The sequence below is a fragment of the Sorangium sp. So ce1014 genome (genome assembly GCF_051521505.1).
Taxonomy (GTDB): domain Bacteria; phylum Myxococcota_A; class Polyangia; order Polyangiales; family Polyangiaceae; genus Sorangium.
Genome location: NZ_CP150356.1, coordinates 1,185,337 through 1,211,371, shown reverse-complemented (window position 1 = coordinate 1,211,371; position 26,035 = coordinate 1,185,337). Strand labels below are relative to the sequence as shown.

Here is a 26,035-nt window from a genome sequence, read left to right as displayed (position 1 = left end):
ACTTTGTATGAAACCGCCGCCCCTTCCGGCCAGGCGCCCGGCGCCGCCCGTTCCCGCCAGGCGCCCAGCGCCGCCCGTTCCTGTGACCGATGATCGCGAGACGCTCTGGCACGTCGCGGTCACGCCGGACGACATCAAGGTGCTCACGTTGGAAAAGCTCGACGATCTATTTCGGCTCGACCTCATCGACGAGTCGACGAAGATATGGCGGCCCGGGATGGCCGCCTGGCAGCCGCTCGGCGTCGTGGCGGGCATCGATCCGGCCCCGGCCGAGTCGGCGCGGGTCCAGGGTCCGCCGAGCGCGTCGCGTCGGGGCCCGCAGCGCCCGCCCGTTCCTGGGTCGCGGAACATGGAGTCGGATCATCCGACGCCGGTGGTGTCGAGCCTGTCGTCCACGATGCCGCTCGCGGGCACGATGACGATCGAGTCGCTGGACAGCTCGCCGCAGCACCTCGTGACGCGGACCGAGGTGCACGCGCCGCCCGCGGCGATGCTCGCGGCGTCTCGGCCCACCGCGCCGCCGGGGGTGCCGGATCTGCGGGCGCCGGATCTGCGGGCGCCGATGTTGCTGCAGCGCGACGTGACCGAGGTGACCGCCGCGGCGCCTCGGGCGCGCGACACGGGCCGGGCGCAGCACCTGATGCTCGCGCTGTCGGTGGTGGCGGGGCTGATGGTGACGCTCTACCGCAATGACGTCCTCCTCGACGCCGCGCGCTCGGCGGGTCGCGAGGGCGTGTATCAGCGGATCGAGACGGCGCTCGGCGGCCCCGGCTTCGGGACCCCGCGCTCGATCGAAAAGCTCGGCGTCTCCTCGGCGCCGGCGCCCGCCAAGTAAGAGCGCCGCGCTGCGGCATCCCCGCGGGGCTGCGCGACACGCCACGTCGCGACGTTCAGCTGCCCCGAGACAGCGATCCGGACAGGAAGACCGCCAGGGCGCCAAGCACGCCAGTAGACCCCAGAAGGATCCTCTTCTCGGGCTCCCTGGCAACTCGGCAGCTCATCTCCTTCTCCCAGGAGCATCGCTGTCACGCCATTCGCTGTCAGCCATGGATCGCATGGATCGCATGGATCGCTCCGAGGCTCGTCACCGCCTCCGCGGGTCGCGCTGTGCGCTGGCTGGCACAGCAACGCCCGTGCCACTGAACTCAGCATCTCGCTCACGCGCCGTGTCATCCATCGACGTCATAAATCAACCTTGATGGTGCAGGCGAGCTCGGCGCTTGCTATAGTAAAGACCTTACTCTAACCGGGGGACGACTTACCGGACGCCATGCGGTCCCCGGTTTGACGCCGAAGCTTTGTCAGCACGCCCGCCGCGCTCTGACGCGGCGGGATTCGGTCAGCACCGTCACTTGAAGAGAAAAGTGAGGTAGTTGCATGTCGCTATTTATCGCACGCGGCTCAGCTGTTTTCCTGACTCAAGTTGGTTTGCTCACCACGGCTTCATGGGCGCTCGCCGGATGCGGCCACGCGGATCTCCCGGACGATCCGCTCGAATCGCACGGTCAGGCCATCGGCTCCGGGGATCCCGGCGATGGCGAGGAGGAGTGCGCCGACGAGGAAGCGTCGTTCGCTTCGCGCGAGATCACACGGGATCTCTCGTTTCCGATGCGGATCGTCTGGGGACCGGATGGCTATCTCTGGTTGACCGAGCGCGTCGGAAAGCGCGTCGTCCGCGTGAGGCCGGAGGACGGCGTGCGGACGACCGCGCTCACCCTCTCGGAGGTGTTCCAGTCGGGGGGTCAGGACGGGCTGCTGGCCCTGGCCCTGCACCCGGATCTGCTGAAGGGCAAGGGGAAGGACTACGTGTATGTCTCCTTCACCTATGACGTCGATCCAGGTCCAGCGGTGGACCGCAGGACGAAGATCCGCCGCTACACGTACGACCCGGCGACCGAGACGCTCGGGAGCCCCTTCGACGTCATCACGGGCCTGCCGGGGAGCGACGATCACAACTCAGCTCGGCTCCTGTTCGGCCCCGACCGGAAGCTCTATTACACCGTGGGGGATCAGGGGAACAACCAGTTCGCCAGGAAGTGCATCCCGATCCGCGCGCAGGCGCTGCCCACGGCGGCCGAGGTCGCGGCGCAGGACTGGTCGACGTATGTCGGCAAGGTCCTGCGCTTGAACGTCGACGGCTCGATCCCGCACGACAACCCGTGGATCGGCGGGGTCCGCAGCCATGTCTATTCGTACGGCCACCGCAACCCGCAGGGCCTCACGTTCGGCCGTGATGGCAAGCTCTATGCGAACGAGCATGGGCCGAAGAGCGATGACGAGCTGAACCTCATCAAGCCCGGCAAGAACTACGGCTGGCCCCACGTCGCGGGCTATCAGGACGACCAGGCCTACACGTACGACAACTGGTCGGCCTCGAGCCCGGAGTCCTGCGAGTCGCTCGCGTGGAACGACTACGTGCCCCCTCCCTCCGTCCCGCGGCAGCTGGAGAGCGCCTTCAGCCACCCGTATTTCAAGGAGCCGCTCCTCACCTTCTTCACCGTCGACAACGACTACGACTTCTTCGACCCGGCGTGCGGCTTCCTCCAGTACATCTGCTGGCCGACGATCGCGCCCTCCTCGCTCCACTACTACCCTTCCGGGGGACACGGCATCCCCGGGTGGGGGAACACTCTCCTGATGACCGCCCTCAAGAAGGGCGCGCTGTACCAGGTGAAGCTGAGCGCGAACGGGAAATCCGTGGTCGGCGAGCCCGTCGTCCACTTCCAGAGCACCAACCGCTACCGCGATCTCGCGATGAGCCCGGACCGCAAGACACTCTACATCATCACGGACACCGCCGGGAACGCGAGCTCACCGACCGGCGGGGCCACGACGGCCCTGGATAACCCGGGGGCGATCCTCGAGTTCAAGTACACCGGATCGCACTGAGCCAGCGCCGGGGTCGCAGGGCCTGCGTCGTAACCGGCGCGGGCCCTGCGATCGCGCCTGGCTCCGCGTTTCAGAGATCCGGCCAGGAAATCCCGGTTCGCGACGCGCCGCGGGTAGAGAGGGTGGCGAGGCTGCTCAGGAGGGTGGCGAGGCTGCTCAGGAGGGTGGCGAGGCTGCTCAGGAGGGTGGCGAGGCTGCTCAGGAGGGTGGCGAGGCTGCTCAGGAGGGTGTCTGGACGGCGCAGGCGGGGCGGCGGGCTGGCGCAGGCGTCGCAGAATGGCTGCGCAGGATACAGAAAGGAGTGCGCAGGAGGGTGGCGGGGCTGCGCAGGAGCCGAACGAGTGTATCGCAGGACACCGAATGTGGCGCAGAGGAGGGCGCCGAGGCTGCGCAGGCGGGGTGGCGAGGCTGCGCAGGCGGGGTGGCGAGGCTGCTCAGGAGGGTGACGAGGCTGCGCAGGCGGGGTGGCGAGGCTGCGCAGGCGGGGTGGCGAGGCTGCGCAGGCGGGGCGTCAGGGTGGGCCAGCCATTGTGCGGCGCCCGCGTTCCGTCCGCTAGGCGCGTGCGCGTGTTCGGTGGTCGTCTTCGACAAGAGGGCTACCCGTCCCGCAGCTCGGGGCCTCGCCGGCGATCAGGGTACCTGCCGCGCCCGCGTTCGTGCTCTCATAAAAAGGAAACCAAGAAAGGTCCGGTGCTACGAGATGCGTGTGTCGTCATCCTTGACCGTGGGGCACCTGCTCCTGCTCCTGTCCGCGCTCGCCGGAGCCGCCTGCGGAGCCGATTCGCCGCCAGTTGAAGAAGAAGATCTCACGTCGTCGACCTCGTCCGGCGGGGAGGGCGGCACCGCGGGCGCCGGCGGGCTGGGTGGCGGCGGCGGGGATGCCAGCGGCGGGGGAGGCGCCGGTGGTGAGGGCGATGGGGGTGGCACAGGCGGCGCCGGCGGCGCCGGCGGTGGGGGTGGCTCCGGTGGCCAGGGCGGCTCCGGTGGCCAGGGCGGCTCCGGTGGCCAGGGCGGCTCCGATGGCCAGGGCGGCTCCGGTGGCCAGGGCGGCTCCGGTGGCCAGGGCGGCTCCGGCGGCCAGGGCGGCTCCGGTGGCCAGGGCGGCTCCGGCGGCGAGACTGGCAGTGGCGGCTCCGGCGGTACTGGCGGCTCCGGCGGCGACGGCGGCTCCGACGGTACTGGCGGCGATGGCGGCGATGGCGGCTCCGGCGGCTCCGGCGGCTCTGGCGGCTCCGGCGGCGGCGAGGAGCTCCCCCCGGTGCGCGTCCGGCTCATGGCCGCGAACCTCACGAGCGGCACGCGTCAGAGCTACGACCCCGGCCACGGACAGCGCATCATCCAGGGGGTCGGACCGGATATCGTCCTGCTCCAGGAGCTCAACTACGGCGACAACAGCGCGGACGCGCTCCGCGACTTCGTGCACGACACCTTCGACAGCACCTTCAGCTACTACCGCGAAGAAGGCGCGCAGATCCCGAACGGGATCGTGAGCCGCTATCCGATCCTCGAGGCCGGCGAGTGGACCGACAGCGAGGCGCCCAACCGGGACTTCGCCTGGGCGCGCATCGACATCCCCGGCCCGATCGACCTCTGGGCCGTCAGCGTCCACTTCCTGACCGCCGGATCGAGCCAGCGCCAGGCCGAGGCGCGGCAGCTCGTCGCGAGCATCCGCGCGAGCCTGCCCGAGGACGATTACCTGGTCGTCGGCGGGGACTTCAACACCGACAACCGGAGCGAGCCGTGCCTCTCGACCCTGTCGGAGGTCGTCGTCACCTCCGGCCCCTACCCCGCCGACAGGAACGGCGACACGGACACAAACGCCGGCAGGAACAAGCCGTACGACTGGGTGCTCGTCGACGGCGACCTCGATGCGCACGAGACCGCCGTCGTGATCGGCGAGAGCAGCTTCGCCAGCGGCCTCGTGGCGGACACACGCGTCTACGCGCCGATCGAGGAGCTCAGCCCCGCCCTCGCGGACGACAGCGGCGCCAGCCAGATGCAGCACATGGGGATCGTGCGCGACTTCCTGATCCCCGTGGACACGACGACCCCCGTCGATCCGACGCCGGGCACAGCCGCCGTGATCCTCAACGAGATCCTCGCGAACGAGCCGGGCAGCGACACCGCCGGCGAGTTCGTCGAGATCGTGAACGTCGGCTCGGCGGCCGCCGACCTCGGGGGGTGGACGCTCTCGGACAGCTTGTCGACGCGGCACACCTTCGCCGCCGGAACGACGCTCTCGCCCGACGCGGCCCTCGTTGTGTACGGCGGCTCGACGGCCGTGCCCCCCGGCGCGAGCTGGGCAGTCGCCGCCTCCTCGGGGCGCCTGGATCTCGCCAACGCCGGCGATACGGTGACGCTGCAGGACGCGTCGGGCGCCACGGTCGACGCCACGACCTACAACCGCACCCTCTCCGGCACCGACGGCGTCTCGATGAACCGCGACCCCGACGCCGTCCCGGGGGAGCTCTTCGCGCTGCACACCGCGCTCTCCGCGAGCGACAGCTCGCCCGGCACGCGCATCGACGGGTCGCCGTTCTGATCCGACGCTGCCTGTCGGGCGCCGCGTCCGGCGCGCCCGACAGGCAGCCGCCGCGACGGCGCGCCTCCGCTCAGTTCCAGAGCCGCGCGACAAGACCGTACGTGGGGAACGTCTGCCGCGTGCCGGCCACGAGCAGCTTGCCGTCTCCAGCGACCGTCATCGACTGAACGGCGTTCTCCTCGCCGAGGAAGAGCCCCTGCACCCCCTTGTCGCCGAACGTCGGATCGAGCGCGCCGTCGGGCAAGAAGCGCACGAGCGTGGGCCGGCTGGCCGCATGCTCACCCACGTTGCCGGCGACAACGATGCGGCCGTCCCGCTGGAGCGCCATGTCGACCGCGACGCCGCCCGGAACCCCGGCGAGCGCGTACCCGTCCTCCCCGAAGGTCGTGTCGAGCCCGCCGTCCGGCTCGAAGCGCACAACGAGGAAGTCGGTCGCTCCCGCCTCGACGCTCCGGGCGCCCACGAGGATCCGGCCGTCGGGCTGGACGGCCATGGCGACCGGCTCCTGATGGCCGGCCCGCGTAATCATCCGTTGTTGCTCCAGGTCGCCGATCGCGCCGTCCGGCGTGAGCTCCAGCAGCACCATGTCGCGATCGCCGTCCACCTCGATCCAGCCGGCCACGAGCGTCGAGCCGCCCGCGTCCGCGACGAGCGCCGTGCCCGCGCTCGGGCTGCCCGTGAACGGGGCGGTCCACCCCTCCGCGCCGAAGTCGCGATCGAGGTAGCCGTACGTGGGGTTGATGGCCGCGACGAAGAGCTCGCCGTCGCGCTCGCCGGTCACGAGGAGCCGCTCCGAGGGCGACAGATCCATGGCCGCCACAGACTCGTCGCCGCCGAGATCGATCAGGCCCTTGCCCGTGTTGGCCGAGTCGACGCCGTCCCGGGTCCCGTCGTCGCGGTAGCGGAGGAAGGCGATGTCGTCCGTCGTGTCCCCGCTGGCGTGGCCGACGAGGAAGACGGCGCCGTTCAGGAGGCGCGTAATGCCGCGAATTTGCTGATATTTCGTGCACCCACAGAAGGCGTCGGCCACGCTGCCGCCCGCGAAGGACGCGTCGGCCGCGCCGTCGCCGAGCAGGCGAAAGCCCTTGAGCGTGGCCCCGCCGAGGCCGCCGATGCCGTTGCCGGCGGTGAGGATCTTTCCCTGCGCCGTCTGCCGGATGTCGTCGAGCCCGCCGCCGTCGGAGCCGAGGTTCCAGGCGGCGATGCCCGCCTGACCGAAGCTCTCGTCGAGCGTGCCGGGCTTGCCCGTGACCACGGCGCGCACGGAGTCGGTGCGCGCGGTCCCGCCGGAGGTCGCGATGAGGTCGAGGTCGAACGCGGTGCCCAGCGTGAGCGCGCCGGAGGCGCCGACCTCCAGCCTGCCCGCGCTGCTGCCCGGCGGGATGGTGATCGCCGCCGCGACGAGGCCCGGAGGCGGCGCCTGCACGTCGACCTCGACGGGCCCATCGAAGCCGGCGATCCGGGTGATCGCGACGTCGACATGGTTGATACCGTTGTACGGGACGTTGACCCCGGTCGACTGGATGGCGAACGTGAAGTCGCCCTCGGCCTGGCCCCCCTGCCCTCCGCCCCCGTCGGCCGCCCCCCCGCCGTGCGTCGAGGTCGAGGTCGAGGCGGAGGACGAGGACGCGCCGGCGCCGCCGCCGCCTGCGCCCGGGTCGAGCGACACGTCCTCGATGCCGAGGAGCGCCTCGCAGCCGAGGAGCGCCACGGCGCCCCCGAGGAAGGCCGCGCTTGCGGTGATGCGGGCCAGGGCGGCGGTGGTTCGATGGGGTGTGCTGTTCACGGCACCGAGGAGGCTAGGCCACCGGCGGCACCGCGTCGAGACGGCGGCCGCGGCGCTTGACGGCCTCATGGCGGAGCGCGGCCTGCCGCGGGCGGGCAGGATGAACCCTTGCGGCGCCGACCGCATCCAAGCCCTCCGAGGAGAGACACCCATGTTGCGTCATCGCCTACATTTGCTCACGCTGAGCAGCGCGCTCGTTCTGATGTCGGCCCGCACTGCGCTGGCGGCCGGGGAGGCGCAGCTCATTGTCACGTCTCCCCGCCTGGGTGAGGTCGCCCGCCCTACCCTGCACCTCGATATCACCTGCACCAGCGGCGGCTCCGTGGTCTGCACCGGGATAGAGGTCACCATTCTCAACTACCGGGGCGAGTATCTACAGCTCTCCAGATCCACGCAGGATCGGCGGTCCGTGGACCCTATGTGGAGCTCCACATAAAAGGAAGAACCGGCTCTTCGTGGGCAGCAAGGACGGCGCCGAGTGGAACGCCACCATCGTGTCGCTCATCGCTTCCTGTGCGCTGCACGGCATCGAGCCCTGGGCCTACTTGCGCGACGTGCTGATCAGGCACCGCGCGCAGCGCGGGTCCAGGCCGCCGAAGGCGCCCGCGCAGCGGGGCGAAGCGCCTGGAGGCGCGCGAGTACGGCGCCACCCTCGCCTGGCGACGGCGGAGCTCCTCCGACGTGTCCAGTGGCGCGGCCACGGTCGGCAGGTGCGGGAACCAGCAGGATCGACCTTGCGGCCGACACGTTTCCATGATGCCTAGCCCCTTCGAACATGAACTCTCCCCGTGCCTTTCGATACCTGGATCTAGTCACCGCCGCCTTCGTCTGCGTCCTCGTCGTCAGCAACGTCGCCTCCTCCGCGAAGATCGTGGACCTGGGCTTCTCCCTCTTCGGGATCCCGATGGCCTTCGACGGCGGGACGCTGCTCTTCCCCGTGAGCTACATATTCGGCGATATCCTCACCGAGGTCTACGGTTTCCGGACCGCTCGGAGGGTCATCTGGACCGGTTTCGTCGCCTTGGCGGCGAGTTCCCTCGTGTTCTTCGTCCTGAAGGCGCTCCCCGGCGACTCCTCCTGGGAAGGATATGCGGGACAGGCCGCCTACAACGCCATCCTCGGCGGCATGAGCTCCGGCGGCATCGTCGCGGCGAGCCTTGCCGGATTCCTGATGGGCGGGCTCTCCAACGCCCTCGTGCTGGCGCGCCTGAAGGTGCTCACCGGGGGCAAGGCCCTCTGGATGCGGACCCTCGGGAGCACCCTGGTGGGGCAGCTCGTTGATACGGTCGCCTTCGTCGTCGTCGCGAGCGCGGTCGGCGTCTTCGGCTGGGATCTCTTCGTCTCCCTGGTCCTGACCAACTACCTGTTCAAGTGTCTCGTGGAGGCACTGATGACCCCTGCGACGTACCGGGCCGTCCGGTTCCTGAAGGGAGCCGAGGGCATCGACGTGTACGACTGGGATCTCAGGATCACCCTTCCCCGCTTCCGCCCGGAACGATAGGTGGACGTGGGATGCCAATCGAGGGTGCGCGTCCAGCTGTGCAGCACCCCCGGCGCCAAAGTCGGGCTCAGCGTTTCGTGGTCAAGAGACGTCCGTGGAAAGGCGGTCTCGTCATCGGGCAGGGCGCAGCCGATATCACGACTTCCGTCTCTTCCTGCTCGACCAGCTCTCGACCTTCAGGCCCCGAAATGGCTGGAAGTCGCGAACATTCACTGTCTCAATGATGGAGGGAAGATGGGCTCGAGCTTCTGCGACGGAGTAGCGACGCGCCATCCTCGTCATGTACACGATCATGTACATCTGTTCCACCGTGCGGTCGGGCGGGAGCCGCCCGGCGCCTTCGGTTCGGGTAGCCGGGGGATCGGTCACCCATGGCTCACGGTCTTGTACCAGGCTCCGATGCTGCACATCCGAGGAGAAACAGAGTACAACCTGCCAGCTCATCCGAGGGAGTTCGCCATGAACCCCGAGGTGCTCCAAGATAGCCTGACGCTCGCCTTCCAGCGGTCCGGCGACTGGCGAGCCTGATCGCCGCGCAGGCAGCGCCCGGAGCCTCGTCGGGCTCGGGTCGAGGCGCTTCGGCCTGCGCCGTCGCGCGCTCGCCTCCCCGCCCTGCGGCTCACTGGATGATGTATTTGTCGCCCGTGTACACGAGGACGAAGCGCGTATCCGCTGACGTGCCGCCTTCGTCGAAGCAGGCGACGCTGGCCTGCGTCTCCGACCCGTCACCGGACCAGCCCACGACCTTGCAGTACTCCGATCCGGTTCCGTAGGCCGTGACCTGTACGTTCGAGCCCGTTGCCGACATGCCGGGCAGGTTCACGGAATAGCGGCCCGCGGACGTGCGCCCGGCCGTGATGTCGGCCTCGACGTCGCCCGCGTCGCCCGAGATGAAGCCCTTCTGATAAGCGAGGCTGGGCGTGTACGACGCCGCCGCGGTGTCGTGCGCCCAGGCGTAGCTGTAGGAGAGCCCGCCGTTGGGCGGCGCCGAGCGCGCGAAGTTGAGAGTGAAGCGGCCATCCGCCAGGGCGCCCGCGCTGTCGAAGCACCGCACGTTGACCGCCGTGTCGTCCCCGGATTGCCCCCAGCCCGCTACCTTGCAGTGGTCGCTGTCCGGGCCGTAGGCCGTGACCTCCACCGTCCCGCCCACCGCGGTTTGCCCCGGCAGGGTGACGGCGTAGCGGCCCACACCCTGGCGCACGATCGTGTTGTTCACGCCGCTCGAGTTGAACTGATGCGTCAAGTCCGGCGTGTACGCCGCCGCCGTCGGATCGTTGGCCCAGACGTACGCTTCGTCCGACGAGCCGGTGCCCGATTTGCGGACGTACGCGACGCTGAAGCGGGTGTTGATGGCCGCCCCGCCGGCGGTGAAACAATTGACATAGACGTTGACGCCACCGCCGCTGCTGTTCCAGTGATCCACCTTGCAGCGCTCGGCGCCGGAGCCGTAGGCCGTGACCTGGACATTGCCGCCCGAACTGGCGCCAATACCAGGAAACTGCACGCGGTACCGGCCGGTACCGAGCTGCGTGACGGTGTTGTCCACTCCCTCCCCGGAGACGTCTCCGGAGGAATTTCGCGCGTAGCTCGAGTTCGCGGTGAACGAGCCCGTCGCCTGCTGCGCCCAGGCATACGCCCACGTACGGGAGACGAACGCTTGATGAACGGAGCCGATTTCACCATCCACGGTCTCGTCGTAGGAAACGCCGCAACCCGCGCTCATGATGCCGGCGGCAAGTGAACCCAGCAGCAGTGTCTTGCTCTTCATGCTATTTCCCTCTCCCGATCTCGACGTCGGTCACGGTCATCGCCGTCGTGGCGTGACCGCGGAGGGGCGATTGCAACGCGCGCGCCATGCGCGGCCGCCAGGCGGGTCGAGCACCGGTGATCCATCCCGATCACGGACGCGACGCCCGATCGAGCGTGGTGGCGCCGCGATCAGGGGCTCCGGCGGCATCGCGGCTGACTTGCCGGACGCGTCGCTGTCGCGCCGCCATGACACCGCTGCTATCACGCTCTCGTGACACCGTCACCGCCGCGTGTCAGGTCGTGGGGGGGGCCCCGCTCCCGAGCGTCAGACCGGTTTGAACTTCACCACCAGGCTCTTCGGGAACGGCCCGCCATACCGGAGCTTCCCCGCGGGGCCGAGCGCGCGCCGGAGGTGCGTCTGGCGGAGCAGGCTCTTCAGCACCTCGGGCACCTCGACGCCGGAGGTTGGCGGCTGTGCCCGGCAGGGGCGGCGGCCCGCGGGCGGAGCCTACCCGTCCGCGTCCCCGCCCTCCGCGCCCCCGTCTCCACGCAGGCCGTAACGCTTCATCGCGCGCTGGATGAACTTCCGGTTTACCCGCGCGAGCTCCGCCGCGCGCGACACGTTGCCGCCCGTCTGCCGGAGCGCGGCGTCCAGATAGGCCCTCTCGTACGCCTCGGCCACGCGCTCCCGGCCGGCGAGCAGCGGCTCGGTCAGGTCCACCGCGGGCGGGCCCTGCGCGCCCTCGCTGGGCACGGCCGGCGCCGGGGGGCCGCCCGCGCCGCCGGCCGTGCCCAGCGCGAGCGCGCGGGCCAGCGCGTTGCGCAGCTCGCGGACGTTGCCGGGCCACGAGCGCGCCGCGAGCGCCGCCACCACGTCCCCGGAGAGCGACGGCTGCGACCCGGATCGGGGCCTGAGCCCCTCCTCGAAGTGACGGACGAGCAGCGGGATGTCGCCCGGCCGCTCGCGCAGCGGCGGCACGGCGACCTGGAGGACAGCGAGCCGGTAGTAGAGATCCTCGCGAAACCTCCCGCGCTCCACCTCGCGGGCGAGGTTTCTGTTCGTGGCAACGACGATGCGCACGTCCACCCGCCGCGTCACGTTGGAGCCCACCCGCCGCACCTCGCGCCGCTCGAGAGCCCGCAGGAGCTTGGGCTGCAGATCGAGCGGCAGCTCGCCGATCTCGTCGAGGAACAGGGTGCCGCCGTCCGCCGCCTCGAACGCCCCCGGGCGCTCGGACACGGCGCTGGTGAAGGCGCCCTTCACATGGCCGAACAGCTCGCTCTCGATGAGCGCGGCGCTCACCGCCGGGGAGCTGCGCTCGCGGCTCCCCGGCGCGCGCTCGGCACGGTGGGCGCAACGATGGCTCGCAGGAGGCAGGGCGATGCGCGGTAGGATGCGGAGCGCAGGCAGCGGCCGTGGAGGCGCGGGACACATGACCCGATGGAGTGGATGGATCGGAGGCCTGACGTCGCTCCTCGTGGCCTGGCTCGCGCTGGCGGCGAGCGCCCACGCCGCCGAGCCGCGCGGCGCCGTGCTCGGGCCGGGAGATACGACGGCCGCGCTCTGGTACATGAGCGAGGACTACACAGCCGAGGCACGCTGGGCAGAGTCCGACATCGCATCCCACGAGAAGCGGCCATCGAACCGCGGTGGCCTCGCCGGGGATGCGGTCCAACGTGACGCGACAATCTTCCCTGATCTGATGGATCTCGGGGCCGCGCGGATGGGGACCGGAGAGTACTCCAGCGCCGTGCCGCTGCTCGCCCGCGCGCTCGCCGTGGCAGCGCGCGATCACGCAGCGCAGCCGGAGGACGACGCTCAGCGCGGCCGGCTCGCGATGGCCCTCGCGCTGCTCGGCGAGCTGCGCATGAAGCAAGGCGATTACGCCGCTGCGGAGCCGCTCCTCACGCGCGCGACGTCGCTGTGGGGAGAGGCTCATGCCCGGTGGGCTTACAAGGGATTCGTTGGAGCCCTGGACAGCCTCGCTCGCCTGCTCCTGGCGAAGGCGGAGTACGGCCGGGCCGACGCGCTCCTGAGCGCGCTCCCGAAGGGCACAGCCCGCCAGGATCACTTCATCCTGACCCTGGCGGAGCTCGAGATTGCCCGCGCGCAGCACGGGCGCGCCGAGGACCGCCTCCGGAGACAATCGAGCGGGAGATGCGAAGAGGGCGACCGCCCGAGCGCCGCGCGCTGCCTCCAGGACCTCGCCGACATCCACACCGAAGCGGGCGATCCGGCGCTGGCCCGGCCGCTCCTCGAGCGCGCGATCGGCCTCCTCGAGAGGGTGCTCGGCCCGGAGCACCCGAGCCTCGCCGCCGCGCTGGACCGGCTCGCGGCGGTCCAGCTGCTGCAAGGGGCCGAGCCCTCGGAGGTCGAGCCGCTCGTCGAGCGGGCGCTCTCGCTGCGCGACAGGACGCTCGGCAAGGGTCACGTGGGACGGAGCACCTCCCTGATGCTCCGCGGCGATCTCGCGCTGAGGCGCGGCGATCCTGCGGCCGCGGAGCGCGCCTACCGCGACGCGCTCGCGCTCCGCGAGCAGCGCCTCGGCGACAGGCACCCGGGCGTCGCGGAGGCGCTCGCCGCGCTCGGCCAGCTCCGGGAAGAGGGCGGGGAGCCTCGGGCCGCCGAGCCGCTCTACCGGCGCGCGCTCGCCATCGAGGAGGCCGCCTTCGGCCCGGACCATCCGCGCGTCGTCCGCGCCCTGCAGCGGCTCGGCCGGCACCGGCTCGACCAGGGGGCGATCGGCGAGGCCATGGGCCTGCTCGCGCGCGGCGCGGACATCCAGGACCGGCGCGCGCTCGCGCTGCTCCCCGCGGCGAGCGAGGAGCAGCGGACCGCCCTCGCCGGCGCGCTCCGCGACGAGACCGATCTCCTCCTCTCGCTGCACGCGGACAGCGCTCCTTCCGACGCGGAGGCGGCGCGCCTCGCCTTCACCGCGGTGCTCCGGCGCAAGGGCGTGGTCCTCGACGCCGCCGCGGACCGGATCGCCGCGCTCAGGGACCGGAGCCGCCCCGACGACGCGATGCTCCTCCGGCAGCTCGTCTCCGTCGAGTCGCGGCTCGCCGATCTCATCATCCGCCTCCCCTCCTCGGGGCAGCCTGGCGAGCTCCGCGCGTCGATCGACGAGCTCGAGCGAAAGAAGCGGGCGCTCGAGGAAGAGATCGGCCGGCGCGGCGCCCCGCTGCGGATCGACGACGAGCCGGTCACCCTGGACCGCGTGGTCGCCGCCCTGCCGCAGGGAGCGGCGCTCGTCGAGCTCGTCGTGCGCCGCCCGCGCGTGCGCGAGCGCGGCGGCGCCGCGCCGCTCGCCTGGGGCGCGCCGCGGTATGCGGCGTACGTGCTCCACTCGGACGGCCGCGTCGCCTGGGCCGACCTCCGCGACGCGGCGCCGATCGACGCGGCCGCCGGCGACCTGCGGCGCGCCTTCGCCCAGCTGCTCCGTGACCCGCAGCGCGCCGCGCGCGCCGTCGACGAGCGCGTCATGCAGCCGGTCCGGGCGCTGCTCGGCGGCGCCCGCTGGATCTTCCTCAGCCCCGACGGCGAGCTCAACCTGGTCCCCTTCGGCGCGCTCGTCGACGAGCAGGGCAGCTACCTGCTGGAGCACAGCTCGTTCACCTACCTGACGAGCGGCCGCGATCTGCTCCGCGCCCGGCATCACGACCCGCGGCGCGCCGAACCCGGGTTGCCTGCGCTTGTCATCGGGGCGCCGGAGTTCGGCGACGCGACCCGGCACGCGCGCTTCCGCCGCGAGGCCCCGGCCGGCGCGGCGCCGGCGAGGCGGTCGATCGACATGCGCGCGCTGTCGTTCCCGGCCCTGCCCGGCACGCTGCCCGAGGCGACGGCGATCGCGCGGCGGTTCCCGGGGGCGAAGGTGCTCACCGGGCTCGGCGCGACCGAGGAAGCGCTCAAGAGCGCGGCGCACCCGCGGATCCTCCACCTCGCGACGCACGGGTTCTTCCTCCCCGACAGCGAGCACGCGGGCGGGGCCGCCGGCGAGAACCCGCTGCTGCGCGCCGGCGTGGCGCTCGCCTCGGCCAACCGGCCCTACGACGGCCCCGAGGACGGGGTCCTGACCGCGCTGGAGGCCTCGGGCCTGGACCTGTACGGCACGCAGCTCGTCGTGCTGTCCGCCTGCGAGACGGGCCTCGGCGAGGTGAAGCGGGCGGACGGGGTCCACGGCCTGCGGCGCGCGCTGGTGCTCGCCGGGGCGGAGACCCAGGTGATGAGCCTCTGGAAGGTCCAGGACCGCGAGACCCGCAACCTGATGGAGGCCTACTACGAGAAGCTCGCCGCCGGGGGGGGCCGGGTCGAGGCCATGCGGCAGGCGCAGATCGAGATGCGGTCCCGACCCGGAACGGCGCACCCCTTCTACTGGGCTGCGTTCATCGTCTCCGGCGACGGCGCGGCCCTCGACGGCCGCGAGGTGGCGCCGCGGCCGGCCGCGCCTCGCGCCGCGCCCTCCGTGCCGCCCGGGCCCCGCGGCTGCGCGTGCGACGCGGCCGGTACGGGCGCTTTCTCCGGGAGCGCCGGGAGCGGCGCGCTCCTCGCGACGGGCCTCCTCGCCGCGGGCCTCCGGCGACGGAGCGCCGCCCTGCGGCCACGGGCCGCTTGATCCGCCGTCCGGGAGGCCTGTCCGGGCGGTTCACGCCGGCTTCGTCGTGGCGACCCACGCCCGCGCCTCGTCCATCAGCCCGAGCGTGAGCGGGCGCAACGTCACGCCCGACCCGGCGGCCTCGGCGACCGCCTCCTCCAGGGCCGCGACAACGAGCTCGCCGCGCCGCGCGAGGTGCAGGAGCTCCCACAGCCGCGCGCCCATCGCGAGATCGCGGTCGGCCCGGGCCTCCGCGACGCTCCTGGCCGCGCGCGCGTCGGTGAGCGCGTCGTCGGAGCGGCCGGCCAGGGCCAGGATCTCCGCGCGCCGCAGGAGGGTGAGCGCCTGGCGGCGGTCGCGGTGGGCGCGCTGCAGCGCCTCGGCCTCGTCGGCCGCGGCGAGCGCGCCAGGGAGATCTCCGACGCGCCGGAGCGCGTCCGCGCGCAGCGACAGCGCGCTCGCGCGCAGCCCCGGATCGCCGGCCTCCGCCGCGAGCTCGGCCGTGCGCCTGGCCGTCTCCGCGGCCTCGATCGCGCGGCCGTCGCGTAGCAGGAACGCGGCCAGGTTGGTCAGCACGAGGCGGAGCTGGCCACGCATGCCGTCCGCCTCGGCCTGACCGGCGATCCTCTCGAGCCGCCCGATCGCCTCGCCGAGCCGGCCGCGCTCGGCGTCGAGCACCGCGAGATCCGCCTCGATGTGCAGCCTGTGCCAGCGCGATCCGAGCGCCGAGGCGATCGCGAGCGCGCGCGTGAGGTCCTCCTCGGCCACCGCGAGATCGCGGCGGTTCGAGGCGTAGTTCAGCTCGAAGCGCAGCACGCGCGCCCCGAACTCCAGCGCCGGCCCGGCGCGCGCCGCGAGCGCCACCGCCTCGCCCGCGAGCTCCATGGCCCGCTCGGGGACGGCGACGCCGGCGAGCGCCATGCGCGCCTCGCAGCGGAGCGCCTCGTCGGGCTGGGCGTCGGCGGCCGCGAGCAGCCCGGGATCGTCGTAGCCCTCGTCGCGCAGGCCCCGCGCCACCTCCAGCCGGCAGAGCCGGCGCCGCAGCGCCACCTCGGCGCGGCGCGCGGGGAACACCGCCGCGCGCGCGTCGAGCGCGTCGAGCCGCCGCCGCGCCTCCTCGGGCTTCCTGCCGCGCAGCAGGGCGCGCACCACGTCGATCTCGGCGGCGGCGCGCTCGTCCGGATCCTCGATGAGCGCGGCGAGGCGCTCGCCGAGCTCCACCGCCTCGGTGAACAGGCCGGCCGACATCACCGCCGCCATCGCCGGGCCCAGCCAGCGCCGCGCCTCCGGGGCCGCGCCCAGGCGCTCGTAGCCGGAGGCCAGGAACGCGGCGTCGGCGGCCGCCGTGGGGCGGCGGGCGATGGCGTCGAGCAGCGCGCGGTGCAGGCGGCGCAGCCAGGGGCGCGGCCGGACCAGGTTGAGCACGGAGAGGCGCACCATCTCCTGGACGAAGCTGTACTCCGGCCCGTGCTGGCCGGCCCCGGAGGCGGTGAGCAGGCCGGCGTCCACGAGGGGGAGCAGCGCGGCCTCCAGCGCCTCGTCGTCGCGGCCCGCGGCCTCGGTGAGCACGTCCACGCCGAGGCCGCCGCCGTGGAGCGCCACGGCGGCCAGCGCGCGCAGGGCGAGGCGGCCTTCGTCGCTCGCGGGGTCGAGGTAGCTGGCGAGGCGCGCGACAACGAGGTCGGCGACCCCCGGGACGCCGCGGCTCGCGAGGTCGGGCTCGGCGGCCTCCCAGGCGCCCCCGCGATAGACGAGCGCGCCGGTCTCGCGCCACGCGACGAGCGCGTGCACGATGAAGAACGGCACGCCGCCCGAGCCGCGCACGACCGCGCGCTCGAGCGCGGGCGCGACGGGGAGCGTGGCCTGGGCGAGGCGCGCGGCGTCCTCGTCGCCGAGCGGGCTGAGGGCGAGGTGCCGTGCGCCGGGGCGGGCGCGCCCGCGCGCCTCGGCGAGCAGGGCGCGCAGGGGTGGCGAAGGGCTCGGCTCGTCGCGCGCGGCCGCGAGGACCAGGAGGCGCGCCTGCGCGCCCCTGCGCGCCACCGTCGCGCCCACGCGCTCGACAAGGAGCCGCAGCAGCGCGAGGGTGTGCGCGTCGGCCCACTGGAGGTCGTCGAGGGCGAGGACCAGCGGCGCCTCGGTGCTCGCCGAGAGCAGCGCGTCCTCCACGCCCTCCAGCGCCGCGGTCGCGTCGGGCGCGCCGGGGAGCACGCTCGGCGAGAGGGCCCGCTCGATCGCGTCCACCACCAGGCCGAGCGCGCTCGCGGCCTCCGGCGGGAGCGCCTCCAGGGCGCGGAGCAGCGGCCGGAGGGGGCTCTTCCGCTCCGGGGAGCAGGCGGCCCGCAGGACGCGGTCCGCGCCGAAGCTCTCGCGCTCGAGCGCCGCGGCGAGCAGGTGGGTGCGGCCGATGCCGAGCGGTCCGGTGATCAACGCGGCGCGGACCCCGCCTCCGCGCGCCTCCGCGGCGAGGCGCGCGAGCGCCGCGAGGGCGTCGTCGCAGCCGAAGAGCGGGGTGTGCAGGCAGGGCGCGTGCGGCGCGAGGGTCTCGGTCGGCTCCCTCGCTCCGTCGACCTGCGAGGCCGGACGCGAGACCGGCGCGGTCGGGCTCCCGACGTCCGCGGCCGGGCGCGCGACAAGCACGGTCGGGCCCTCGACGTGCGGGGCCCGCCCCGCGATCTCGCGCGGGGCGGTGGGCATCGCAGGCTGGGAGTCGAAGGCGGCCAGGTCGTGCGGGACGGCTCTCTCGCCCGGAGGACCGGGCTCCGCGCGCCGGAGGTGCGGCGGGACCTCGCCGCTCGAGAGCGCGAGCACGCGCTCGAGCTCGCGCGCGACCCACTCGGCGTGGCGCGGGCGCGCGCGGGGATCGGGATCCAGGAGGAGCGCGGTGAGATCCGCGAGCGGCGCGAGCGCGGGCGTGTCCGGCGGCAGGATCGCGTCGAGCCGGGGTGCACGCCGCCGGGGATGGAGGGCCACGGGCCCGCCCGCGGGGTCGAGCGGGACCTGGCCGGTGCACAGGCGCAAGACGGTGGCGCCGAGGGCGTAGAGGTCGGCGGCAGGGGTGGTCGCACCGCCGAGCAGGATCTCCGGCGCGATGAAGCCGGGGGTGCCGACGAGGAGCGGCGCGGCGGCGCCTCGCGGCCGGAGCGCGGGGTCATCGACGACGATGCCGAAGTCGATCAGCTTGTGGACCGGCTGGGCGGCGAGGCCCTGGCCTCCGCCGCGCGCCCCTTTCGCTGCGGCGCGCTCGATGATGTTGGCCGGCTTGACGTCGCGGTGCACGAGGCCGGCGCCGTGCACGGCCGCCAGCGCCCAGGCGACGCCGAGGGCGGCCCTGGCGACCGCATCGGAGCTCAGCGGGCCGGCCTCCGCGAGACGGACATCGAGGCTCACGCCCGCGATGTGCTCCATGGCGAGGCCCACCACGCCCCAGGCGTCGTCGCGGTGCAGGGCATAGAAGCGGACGACGTTCGGGTGCTCGACGCGGCAGAGGGCGCGCGCCTCGTCGAGGATCGCATCGCGCCAGCGCGCGGCGTCCGCCGAGCCCGGGGAGAGGCCCATCGGCAGGAAGAAGAGCTTGACCGCAGCGTCGCGGAGCTTGCGTCCCTCGTAGACCTCGTCGGCCAGCCAGACGGGGGCGAAGCCGCCGCGGCCGAGCTGACGGATCAGCCGGAACGGACCGAGCCAGCGATCCGCAGCGGGGCGCTGCAGGAAAGCGGGAGCTACGGAGGAGGTGGGAGACGGCATCCAGCCGGCGACGATGCTACCGCGGCCGGGCCTGCGCCGGCTCACGGTTCGTGGGGGACATGTAGGGTCACCCGGCGGGTCTCGAAGGGTGGCCGGGGCATGACCGGACTCGGAGTCCGAGCGCGGGTGCGACACGGCAGGGGCACGAAAGGCGACGCCTCCGGCCTCGGTGCGACGCCCTCGTCCCGGCAAGGGCCCGCGGGACGGCCCTCTAAAGCCACCGGTGGGTCGCGCCGCCGGGGCGCCGAGGAACGGCGTCCCCTTCACGCTCCGGCGGATCCCCTCCACGAACCGTGGCCCTGCGGCAGGCGGCGGCGCGGGACGCGCGGCGCCGGGTACGGCGTGGAATGCTGGTTGCCAAGAGGGTGCTCCTTGAGACCCAATCGCCGCACCGCGCGCGCCGGATCCCCGGACGCAAGCGGATGTTGCCCACGTGCCATCACGGAGAGTTGTCATGTCCCGAAGCCTGATCCTGATGCTTCTCTCGTCGCTCGCCCTCACGACGGCCGCCTGCCAGAGCAGCCAGCCGCAGCCTGCCGACGCCCCTGCCGCGGCCACGCCCGCCGGGGCGCGCGAAGGCGCGACCCCGGACACCGTACCTGCCAGCCGCGCGCAGACGACGGCCGCCGGTGAGGCCGAAGAGGACGTCTGCGCGGACCAGCAGCCGACCGGCGATCCACCTGTATGCCCTTCAGGCTGCGTCTGGGACGAGGGCAAACAGCGGTGTACGCAGCTCCGCGGCGTGATCGTCGACCAGCGCCCCGGAACGCTGCGGCCCCTGCCCATCCCGGACATCCGCCCCGTGAAGGTCCCGACGCCCTGATCCTTGCGCGCGTTCGGCCGGCCTGCTCGTGCTGGCCGCCCGTCGTTTGGCCGAGGTGGCGAGCTGGCGCCCCGGGCTCGGACACTGACCCTCGCTGAGCATCGGCCAGGAGAGCTCCTCCGCGACGCTGAAGCTTGAGCTGGTCGAGCACGAGCGCTCCCCAACGCGAGCGGCCGCCATCGCCTCGATCAGAGACCACACCGGCAACCTCTACAATCCGAAGCGACGGCGTTCACGGCTCGCCTGCATGAGCCCGATCGGGTTCGAATTGAAGACCTACGTGACCGCGCTCGCGGCATAGTGAGACTGTCCACGGGAGCGAGGGGGGGACCAGGGAATGGAACTGATGGAGTATGCGCTGGGGGACATCGCTTACGAGGGAAGCGAGACGCGCGTCTATCGCGCGGTGCATCTCCCCTCGGGCGCGCAGGTGGCGATCAAGGTCCCGCTCGCCGAGGTGCCAGGCCCGCGCGTCATGGGGCGACTGGCCCACGAGCATCAGGTGCTCCGGCGACTCGCGGCTGTGCCCGGCGTGGCGCGCGTGCATGCGTTCGCGCAGCGGAACGGCGCGGCGGCGCTCGTGCTCGAAGACCCTGGAGCGAGCTCGCTCGATCAGGTGCTCGCCAAGCAGGGTCGTTTGCCGGTGGCGGCCGGGCTGCGGTTCGGGCGACGCCTTGCTCGGGTGCTCGAGGGCGTGCATGCCGCCGGCGTGATGCACAAGGACATCAAACCGCAGAACCTGCTCGTGGAGGAGACGTACGAGCAGGTCACCCTGCTCGACTTCGGCATCGCCTCGCTGCTGTCCCAGGAAGCGACCGAGGCGAGCATTCCCGAGGCGCTGGAAGGGACCCTGGCGTATATCTCGCCAGAGCAAACGGGGCGCACGGCGCGTGCGCTCGATACGCGCACGGACCTCTATTCGCTGGGCGTGACGCTCTTCGAGGTGCTGTCGGGGCGGCGGCCCTTCACGGACCGCGATCCGCTCTCGCTGGTGCACGCGCATCTGGCCAAGACCCCGCCTCCGCTCGATACAATCGCGCCGGAGGTGCCGAGCGCCGTGTCGGCGATCGTATCGAAGCTCCTGGCGAAAGATCCCGAGCGGCGGTACCAGACAGCCAGAGGCGCGGCGGAGGATCTGGAGGAGGCGCTCCGCGCGCTCGACGAGCGTGGTACGGTGGAGCCCTTCTCGCTTGGGAAGAAGGACTTCTCACGGAAGCTGCGGCTGCCGCAGGTGCTCGTGGGGCGGGAGCACGACGTCGAGCGGGTAGGCGAATCGTTTGCCCGCGCCGAGCGGGGCGCGGCGGAGCTCTTGCTCGTCGGCGGCCCGTCGGGCATTGGCAAGACGGCGCTGGTGCGCACGGTCTACCACGACATCGCGAAGGCGGGGCGCGGCCTCTTGATCGCAGGAAAGCACGACCAGCTCGCGCGATCGACGCCGTACGCCGCGATAGCGCAAGCGTTCGGTGGGCTGATGCGTCAATGGCTCTCGAGCCCGAAGGCGGTCCTGGAGACCTGGCAGGATCGGATCCGGAGCGAGGTCGGGGACAACGCGCGGCTGATCGCAGATGTGGTGCCGGAGCTCGACCTCGTCATGGGCAAGCTGCCGCCGGTGCCGCCGGTGGAAGGCGAGCAGGTGCTCAATCGGCAGAAGCTGACGTGGCTGAACTTCGTTCGAACCGTCACGACGCCGAACCCGCCGCTCGTCATGTTCCTGGACGACATGCAGTGGGCGGACAGCGCCACGCTGATCATCCTGCAGACGCTGCTGACGGACGTGGAGCGGAGGTCGCTGCTGGTGATCGCAGCCTACCGTGACAACGAGACGCCGCCCGAGCATCCGCTGTGGAAGCTCGTGGAGGCAGTGGAGGCGAGCGATGCCAAGGTCTCGAGGCTGACGGTGGGCCCCCTGTCGGAAGAGCAGGTGCAAAAGTGGCTTTTGCGCACGCTCGAGGGCGAGCCGAGGCGCGTGGAGCCGCTCACGCGTGTGCAGTGGCAAAAGACGCGTGGAAACCCGTTCTTCCTGGAGCAGCTGCTGCTCTCCCTGCACCGGCAGAAGCTGCTGGTGAGGGACGCGGAGAGCGGGGAGTGGCGCTGGAATCAAGCGGACCTGGAGCGGGCGCAGATCACCGACAACGTGGTGGCGTTCTTGACGGACAAGGTACGAGAGATGCCGGACGCGACGCAGCAGCTCATGGGGCTCGCGGCGTGCGCAGGGCACACGTTCCATCTCCACGATCTGGAGCGATTGAGCGGGTGGGAGCGCGCCCGGGTGACGGGGGCGCTCTGGCCGGCGCTGCAAGAGGAGCTGATCGTGCCGGTCGATGGGGCTTATCGCCCCGCGCAGGCGCTCGGAGGGGTGCGCGACGGGGCACTGGACGCCTCGTACCGGTTCCTGCACGACCGCGTGCAGCAGGCGAGCTACGAGCGGATCTCGCCGGAGCAGCGCGTCCTCGCGCACCTCGAGATCGGCCGGCGGCTCTGGGCGGGGTATCGAGCAGAAGGGGGCACGGCTCAGCAGCTCCTGGAGCTCGCGCGGCACATGAACCAGGGTTCGGCGCGGCTCACGTCCGTGGAGGAGCTCAACGACGTCGCGCGGATGAACCTGGAGGCCGCTCGCGTCGCGAAGGCCGCGAGCTCCCACCGGCTGATGGCCAGCCTGCTGGAGAACGCGCAGGCGCTCCTCGGCGAGCGAGCCACAAGCGAAGAGCTGGCGCTGTCGGTGGAGATCGCGCTGGAGCACCTGGAGGCGGCCTATCTGCTGCGAGATTTCGACGACGTCGAAGCACGTGCGCTCGATTTGCTCGCGCGGCCTCTCGGGGCGGTGCCCTGGCTGTCGGCCCAGGAGATCCGCGTCCGCTGCTGCCTGGCGACGGGCCAGTATGCGCGGGGAATCGGGCTTGGCATCGCGGCGCTCGCGGAGCGGGGCTTCACCTTCCCCGACACGGACGAAGCGTGTCAGCCGGCGCTCCTCGAGGAGTCCGCCGCGCTGGACCGATGGCTGGAGCAGGACCTCGGCGCGTTCAATCGAATGCCGCCCGAGCAGTCCCCGGAGCACCGGCTCATCGATGCCCTGATGACGCAGACGCAGCTCTGCTCCATCTACGGCGGCCGGCCGATGCTCTACACGCTCATCATCGTTCGCCTTGTCTCCGAGGCGGTGCGACGGGGGGCCCTCACGCCGGCTGCCCCCCTCATGCTCTGCAGCTTCGCCAATGTCTGGTCGGTGGCCACGGGCATGTATCGCCGCGTCTTGCGCTGGGTCGAGCCCGGGGTGCGCGCCGCGGAGCGCGTCGGGTCCCCGATGCTCCCCGAGTGCCTGGTGCTCCATGGTATCTACATGGTGTATTCCAGGCCTGTCGACGAGACGGCTGTCCTCTACGAACAAGGCATGGCGGCCGGCCTGAAGATCGGTTCGTTCCAGGGCACGAGCTGGGGCCTCCTGGCCGAGCTGTTCTATCACCGCGTCTGGCGTGGCCTGCCGCTCGGCCAGGTCGACTCGCAGCACAAGGCTCGCTGGGATCTCGTGCAGCGCGCGGGGGACGCCGTGGGGCGGCACCACTTCGAGGCGATCGCGTCCTATTGTGCGGTGCTGATGACCCCTGACGACGCCCCGAAGCTCCTGAGCGACGAGCCGTTGTCGCGAGGTTCGCACTCCCTCCTGGCCGACGGGGACGGGTTCACGGGAGGGCTCGCTCGCACCCTGGAAGCCTATCTGTTCTGTGTCACCGGCAGGTGGGAGCGAGCGCTATTGCGGGCGCGGGAGGCAGACCAGTTTCGAGCGGACATCCTCGGCATGCCGCCGGTGACGGATATCCCGTTCTTCCTCGCGCTCTCGGCGGCGAAGTGCTGGCATGACGCCGCCGGCACCGAGGAGCAGGCGCGGCTGCGGGAGCACATCGAGCACGGCCTCGAGCGGCTGCGCTACTTCGCGGGAGGTTGTGCGCCGAACTTCCTCCACAAGCTGCGCCTCGTCGAGGCCGAATACGCCCGCGTCCTCGGCAAGACCGAGGAGGCCATCGCCAGGTACGACGAGGCCATCGAGCTCGGGCGCGAGCACCGCTTCCTGCACATCGAGGCTCTCTCGATCCAGCTCGCCGCCGAGTTCCGACTGCAGACGGGCAAGAGCCACATCGGTGCCATGTACCTGCGCGAGGCTCGCGACGCCTATGCGCGCTGGGGCGCAGTCAACATGGTCGCCCACCTGAACGCGAAATACCCCGCCTTGCTCAGGGCGTCCATGCACGGGGCGGCTGTCGAGCGCACGACGATGGCGGCGGCGACCACGACGACCACGGGCGCCTCCGCGGGCGCGAGCCTCGACGTGAACACCGCGGTGCGCGCGGCGCAGGCGCTCTCGAGCGAGCTCGACCCGGAGCGCGTCGTGGGCCGGCTGATGGAGCTGCTGCTGGAGAACGCGGGGGCGCAGCGCGGCGCCCTGGTGCTCCGCGAAGGGGACGCGCTCTCCGTCGTGGCGCGGCTGTCGGTGGAGGGGGCTCGCATCGAGACGGGGCTGTCGGAGCCGCTCGGGCAAAGCCACGACGTGCCGGCGACCGTGGTGCAGTATGCGGCCCGCACGGGCGAGCCGGTGGTGACAGGCGACGCGACGAGCGAGGCGCGCTTCGCCATCGACCCTTACCTCGCGTCGCGCGCGGTGCTCTCGCTGCTGGCCCTGCCCTTGACACACAGGGGCCATCTCGTGGGCGTGCTGTACCTCGAGCACCGCGACGTGCCGTCGGCGTTCCCTCCTGCGCGCGTGGAGCTCCTGTCGGTGCTGGCCTCGCAGGCGGCCATCGCCGTCGAGAATGCCATTCTGTACCGGGACCTGGAGGCCAAGATCAAGGAGCGCACGGCCGAGCTCCGGATCGCCAAGGAGGCGGCCGATCGGGCGAACCGGGCGAAGAGCGATTTCCTCTCGAGCATGAGCCACGAGCTGCGCACGCCGCTCAACGGCATCCTCGGTTATGCCCAGGTCCTCTCTCGCGCGCCCGAGCTCTCCCTGAAGAGCCGTGATGGGGTGCAAGTCATCAAGAAATCGGGCGAGCATCTCCTTTCCTTGCTGGAAGACGTGCTGGACCTCGCGAAGATCGAGGCCGGCAAGATGGAGCTCGCCTCGAGGAAGTTCGACTTCCAGGCCCTTGTGCGCACGGTGGTGGATCTGTGTCGCGTACGCGCGGACCAGAAGGGCATCGCCTTCACCCATGAGATACGCGGTGGAGCGACGTCTGCGTTCTATTCTGCGTTCTATGGCGACGAGAAGCGCCTGACGCAGGTGCTGTTGAACCTCCTGAGCAACGCCATCAAGTTCACCGAGCGAGGAAGCGTCGCCCTCGTCATTGACGAGCTGAAGCGCGGCCCCGATGAAGGGAGCACGTTGCGGTTCCGGGTCGAGGATACGGGCCCCGGGATTGCCTCGGAGCACGTCTCGCGCATCTTCGATCCCTTCGAGCAGCTCGGAGATCACAAGGCGAAGAGCGCCGGCACAGGGCTCGGCCTCGCCATCACGAAGAAGATCGTCGACCAGATGGGCGGCACGATCGACGTCGAGAGCGAGCTCGGCCGAGGCAGCGCCTTCACGGTGACGCTCGCGCTCGCGGAGGGGCCTGCTGCCGCGGGCGCCGACAGAGCCCTCGGGTGGCATACCATCACCGGGTATCGCGGAGAGCGCCGCACGATCCTCGTCGTGGATGACAACCCGCATAACCGTGCCCTGGTGAGCGATCTGCTGGTCCCGGTCGGCTTCGAGGTCGTGGAGGCCGAGGACGGTGAGGCGGCGCTCCGGCTGGCCGTGGAGCGGAGGCCGGCGCTCGTCTTGATGGACCTGGTCATGCCGGGCATGGACGGCCATGAAGCCACGCGCCGCCTGCGGCAGATGCCCGAGCTCGGCGAGGTCGTCATCCTGATCTCGTCGGCGAATGTATCCGGCGCCGAACGGCAGGAGGGCGTCCGCGCCGGTTGGAACGACGCCTTGCACAAGCCCGTGCAAGCGGGCGCGCTCTTCGACAAGATCCAGCGCTTCCTCGGCGTGGATTGGATTCATGCCGAGGAGAAGGCCCCTGTCACGGCGGCGCGGGAGAGTGGTCCGCTGGTGCCGCCTTCGGCCGAGGAGCTCGCCCTTCTATCGCGGCTGGTGGCGTCGGGGCGGGTCCGGAACGTGGTGGCGGAGGCGGTGCGGATGGAGGAGACCGACCCGCGACTCGGCCCGTGGCTCGAGCGGCTCAGGGGCCTCGTGCGGACGTACCAGATGCGGAAGCTGCAAGAGTTCGTCGATGGATATGCCGCAGGCACGGCCCTGCCCGGCGAGAGCGCCTAGCGAGCTCCGACGGCAACCTCGAGCGTGAGACGGCGCCGCCTCACAGCGCCGCGCGAGAAACGGCTAGCGCGGCAGCCCTGTATGTCCGTAGAATGGCGGATC

Annotated in this window: 14 protein-coding genes; 10 read left to right on the top strand and 4 right to left on the bottom strand. The window is 71.9% G+C overall.

Annotation, left to right across the window (positions count from 1 at the left end; all coding sequences use genetic code 11):
* Positions 1-82 precede the first annotated feature (82 nt).
* The 3 genes from WME75_RS04655 (at position 83) to WME75_RS04645 (ending at position 5,431) form a co-directional block, all read left to right on the top strand.
* Positions 83-835 carry a DUF4339 domain-containing protein gene (locus tag WME75_RS04655; protein WP_437486833.1) on the top strand — a complete coding sequence of 251 codons (753 nt, stop codon included), beginning with the start codon at positions 83-85 and terminating at the stop codon, positions 833-835.
* A gap of 593 nt (positions 836-1,428) precedes the next feature.
* On the top strand, positions 1,429-2,889 hold the full coding sequence (locus tag WME75_RS04650; protein WP_437486831.1) for a glucose/sorbosone family PQQ-dependent dehydrogenase: 1,461 nt from the start codon (positions 1,429-1,431) through the stop codon (positions 2,887-2,889).
* A gap of 706 nt (positions 2,890-3,595) precedes the next feature.
* On the top strand, positions 3,596-5,431 hold the full coding sequence (locus WME75_RS04645) for a lamin tail domain-containing protein (RefSeq protein ID WP_437486829.1): 1,836 nt from the start codon (positions 3,596-3,598) through the stop codon (positions 5,429-5,431).
* Between the two features lie 70 nt (positions 5,432-5,501).
* On the opposite strand, the gene WME75_RS04640 is transcribed toward WME75_RS04645, so the two are convergent.
* On the bottom strand, positions 5,502-7,217 hold the full coding sequence (locus WME75_RS04640) for a delta-60 repeat domain-containing protein (RefSeq protein WP_437486827.1): 1,716 nt from the start codon (positions 7,215-7,217) through the stop codon (positions 5,502-5,504).
* On the opposite strand from WME75_RS04640, the gene WME75_RS04635 reads away from it, so the two are divergent.
* From WME75_RS04635 to WME75_RS04620, 4 genes are all read left to right on the top strand, one after another.
* The gene (locus WME75_RS04635; RefSeq protein WP_437486825.1) at positions 7,207-7,653 is read left to right on the top strand and encodes a hypothetical protein; all 447 of its coding nucleotides are present in this window, start codon (positions 7,207-7,209) and stop codon (positions 7,651-7,653) included. The two genes, WME75_RS04640 and WME75_RS04635, sit on opposite strands and share 11 nt — an antisense overlap.
* A gap of 19 nt (positions 7,654-7,672) precedes the next feature.
* Positions 7,673-7,981 (top strand): transposase domain-containing protein, encoded by a 309-nt coding sequence (locus tag WME75_RS04630; RefSeq protein ID WP_437486824.1) that lies wholly within the window; start codon positions 7,673-7,675, stop codon positions 7,979-7,981.
* Positions 7,982-7,992: 11 nt separating this feature from the next.
* Positions 7,993-8,718 carry a queuosine precursor transporter gene (locus WME75_RS04625; RefSeq protein ID WP_437486822.1) on the top strand — a complete coding sequence of 242 codons (726 nt, stop codon included), beginning with the start codon at positions 7,993-7,995 and terminating at the stop codon, positions 8,716-8,718.
* A 399-nt stretch (positions 8,719-9,117) separates the two neighbouring features.
* The gene (locus WME75_RS04620) at positions 9,118-9,246 is read left to right on the top strand and encodes a hypothetical protein (protein WP_437486820.1); all 129 of its coding nucleotides are present in this window, start codon (positions 9,118-9,120) and stop codon (positions 9,244-9,246) included.
* Between the two features lie 91 nt (positions 9,247-9,337).
* Here WME75_RS04620 and WME75_RS04615 read toward each other — a convergent pair whose 3' ends face one another.
* Together WME75_RS04615 and WME75_RS04610 are read right to left on the bottom strand one after the other, a co-directional pair.
* A complete protein-coding gene (locus WME75_RS04615; protein WP_437486818.1) occupies positions 9,338-10,486 on the bottom strand; it encodes a hypothetical protein in 1,149 nt (382 codons plus the stop codon).
* Positions 10,487-10,975: 489 nt separating this feature from the next.
* Complete coding sequence (locus tag WME75_RS04610; protein WP_437486816.1) at positions 10,976-11,770, bottom strand: sigma 54-interacting transcriptional regulator; 795 nt, start codon at positions 11,768-11,770, stop codon at positions 10,976-10,978.
* 130 nt (positions 11,771-11,900) lie between these two features.
* On the opposite strand from WME75_RS04610, the gene WME75_RS04605 reads away from it, so the two are divergent.
* A complete protein-coding gene (locus WME75_RS04605; protein WP_437486814.1) occupies positions 11,901-15,080 on the top strand; it encodes a CHAT domain-containing protein in 3,180 nt (1,059 codons plus the stop codon).
* 30 nt (positions 15,081-15,110) lie between these two features.
* Here the strand turns inward: WME75_RS04605 and WME75_RS04600 are convergent, their stop codons facing one another.
* Positions 15,111-18,800: a serine/threonine-protein kinase gene (locus WME75_RS04600; RefSeq protein WP_437486812.1), complete on the bottom strand. Its 3,690-nt coding sequence runs from the start codon at positions 18,798-18,800 to the stop codon at positions 15,111-15,113.
* A 454-nt stretch (positions 18,801-19,254) separates the two neighbouring features.
* Here WME75_RS04600 and WME75_RS04595 point away from each other — a divergent pair, with 454 nt between their 5' ends.
* Positions 19,255-19,623: a hypothetical protein gene (locus WME75_RS04595; protein WP_437486810.1), complete on the top strand. Its 369-nt coding sequence runs from the start codon at positions 19,255-19,257 to the stop codon at positions 19,621-19,623.
* A gap of 337 nt (positions 19,624-19,960) precedes the next feature.
* Positions 19,961-25,933: an AAA family ATPase gene (locus tag WME75_RS04590; protein WP_437486808.1), complete on the top strand. Its 5,973-nt coding sequence runs from the start codon at positions 19,961-19,963 to the stop codon at positions 25,931-25,933.
* Positions 25,934-26,035 lie beyond the last annotated feature (102 nt).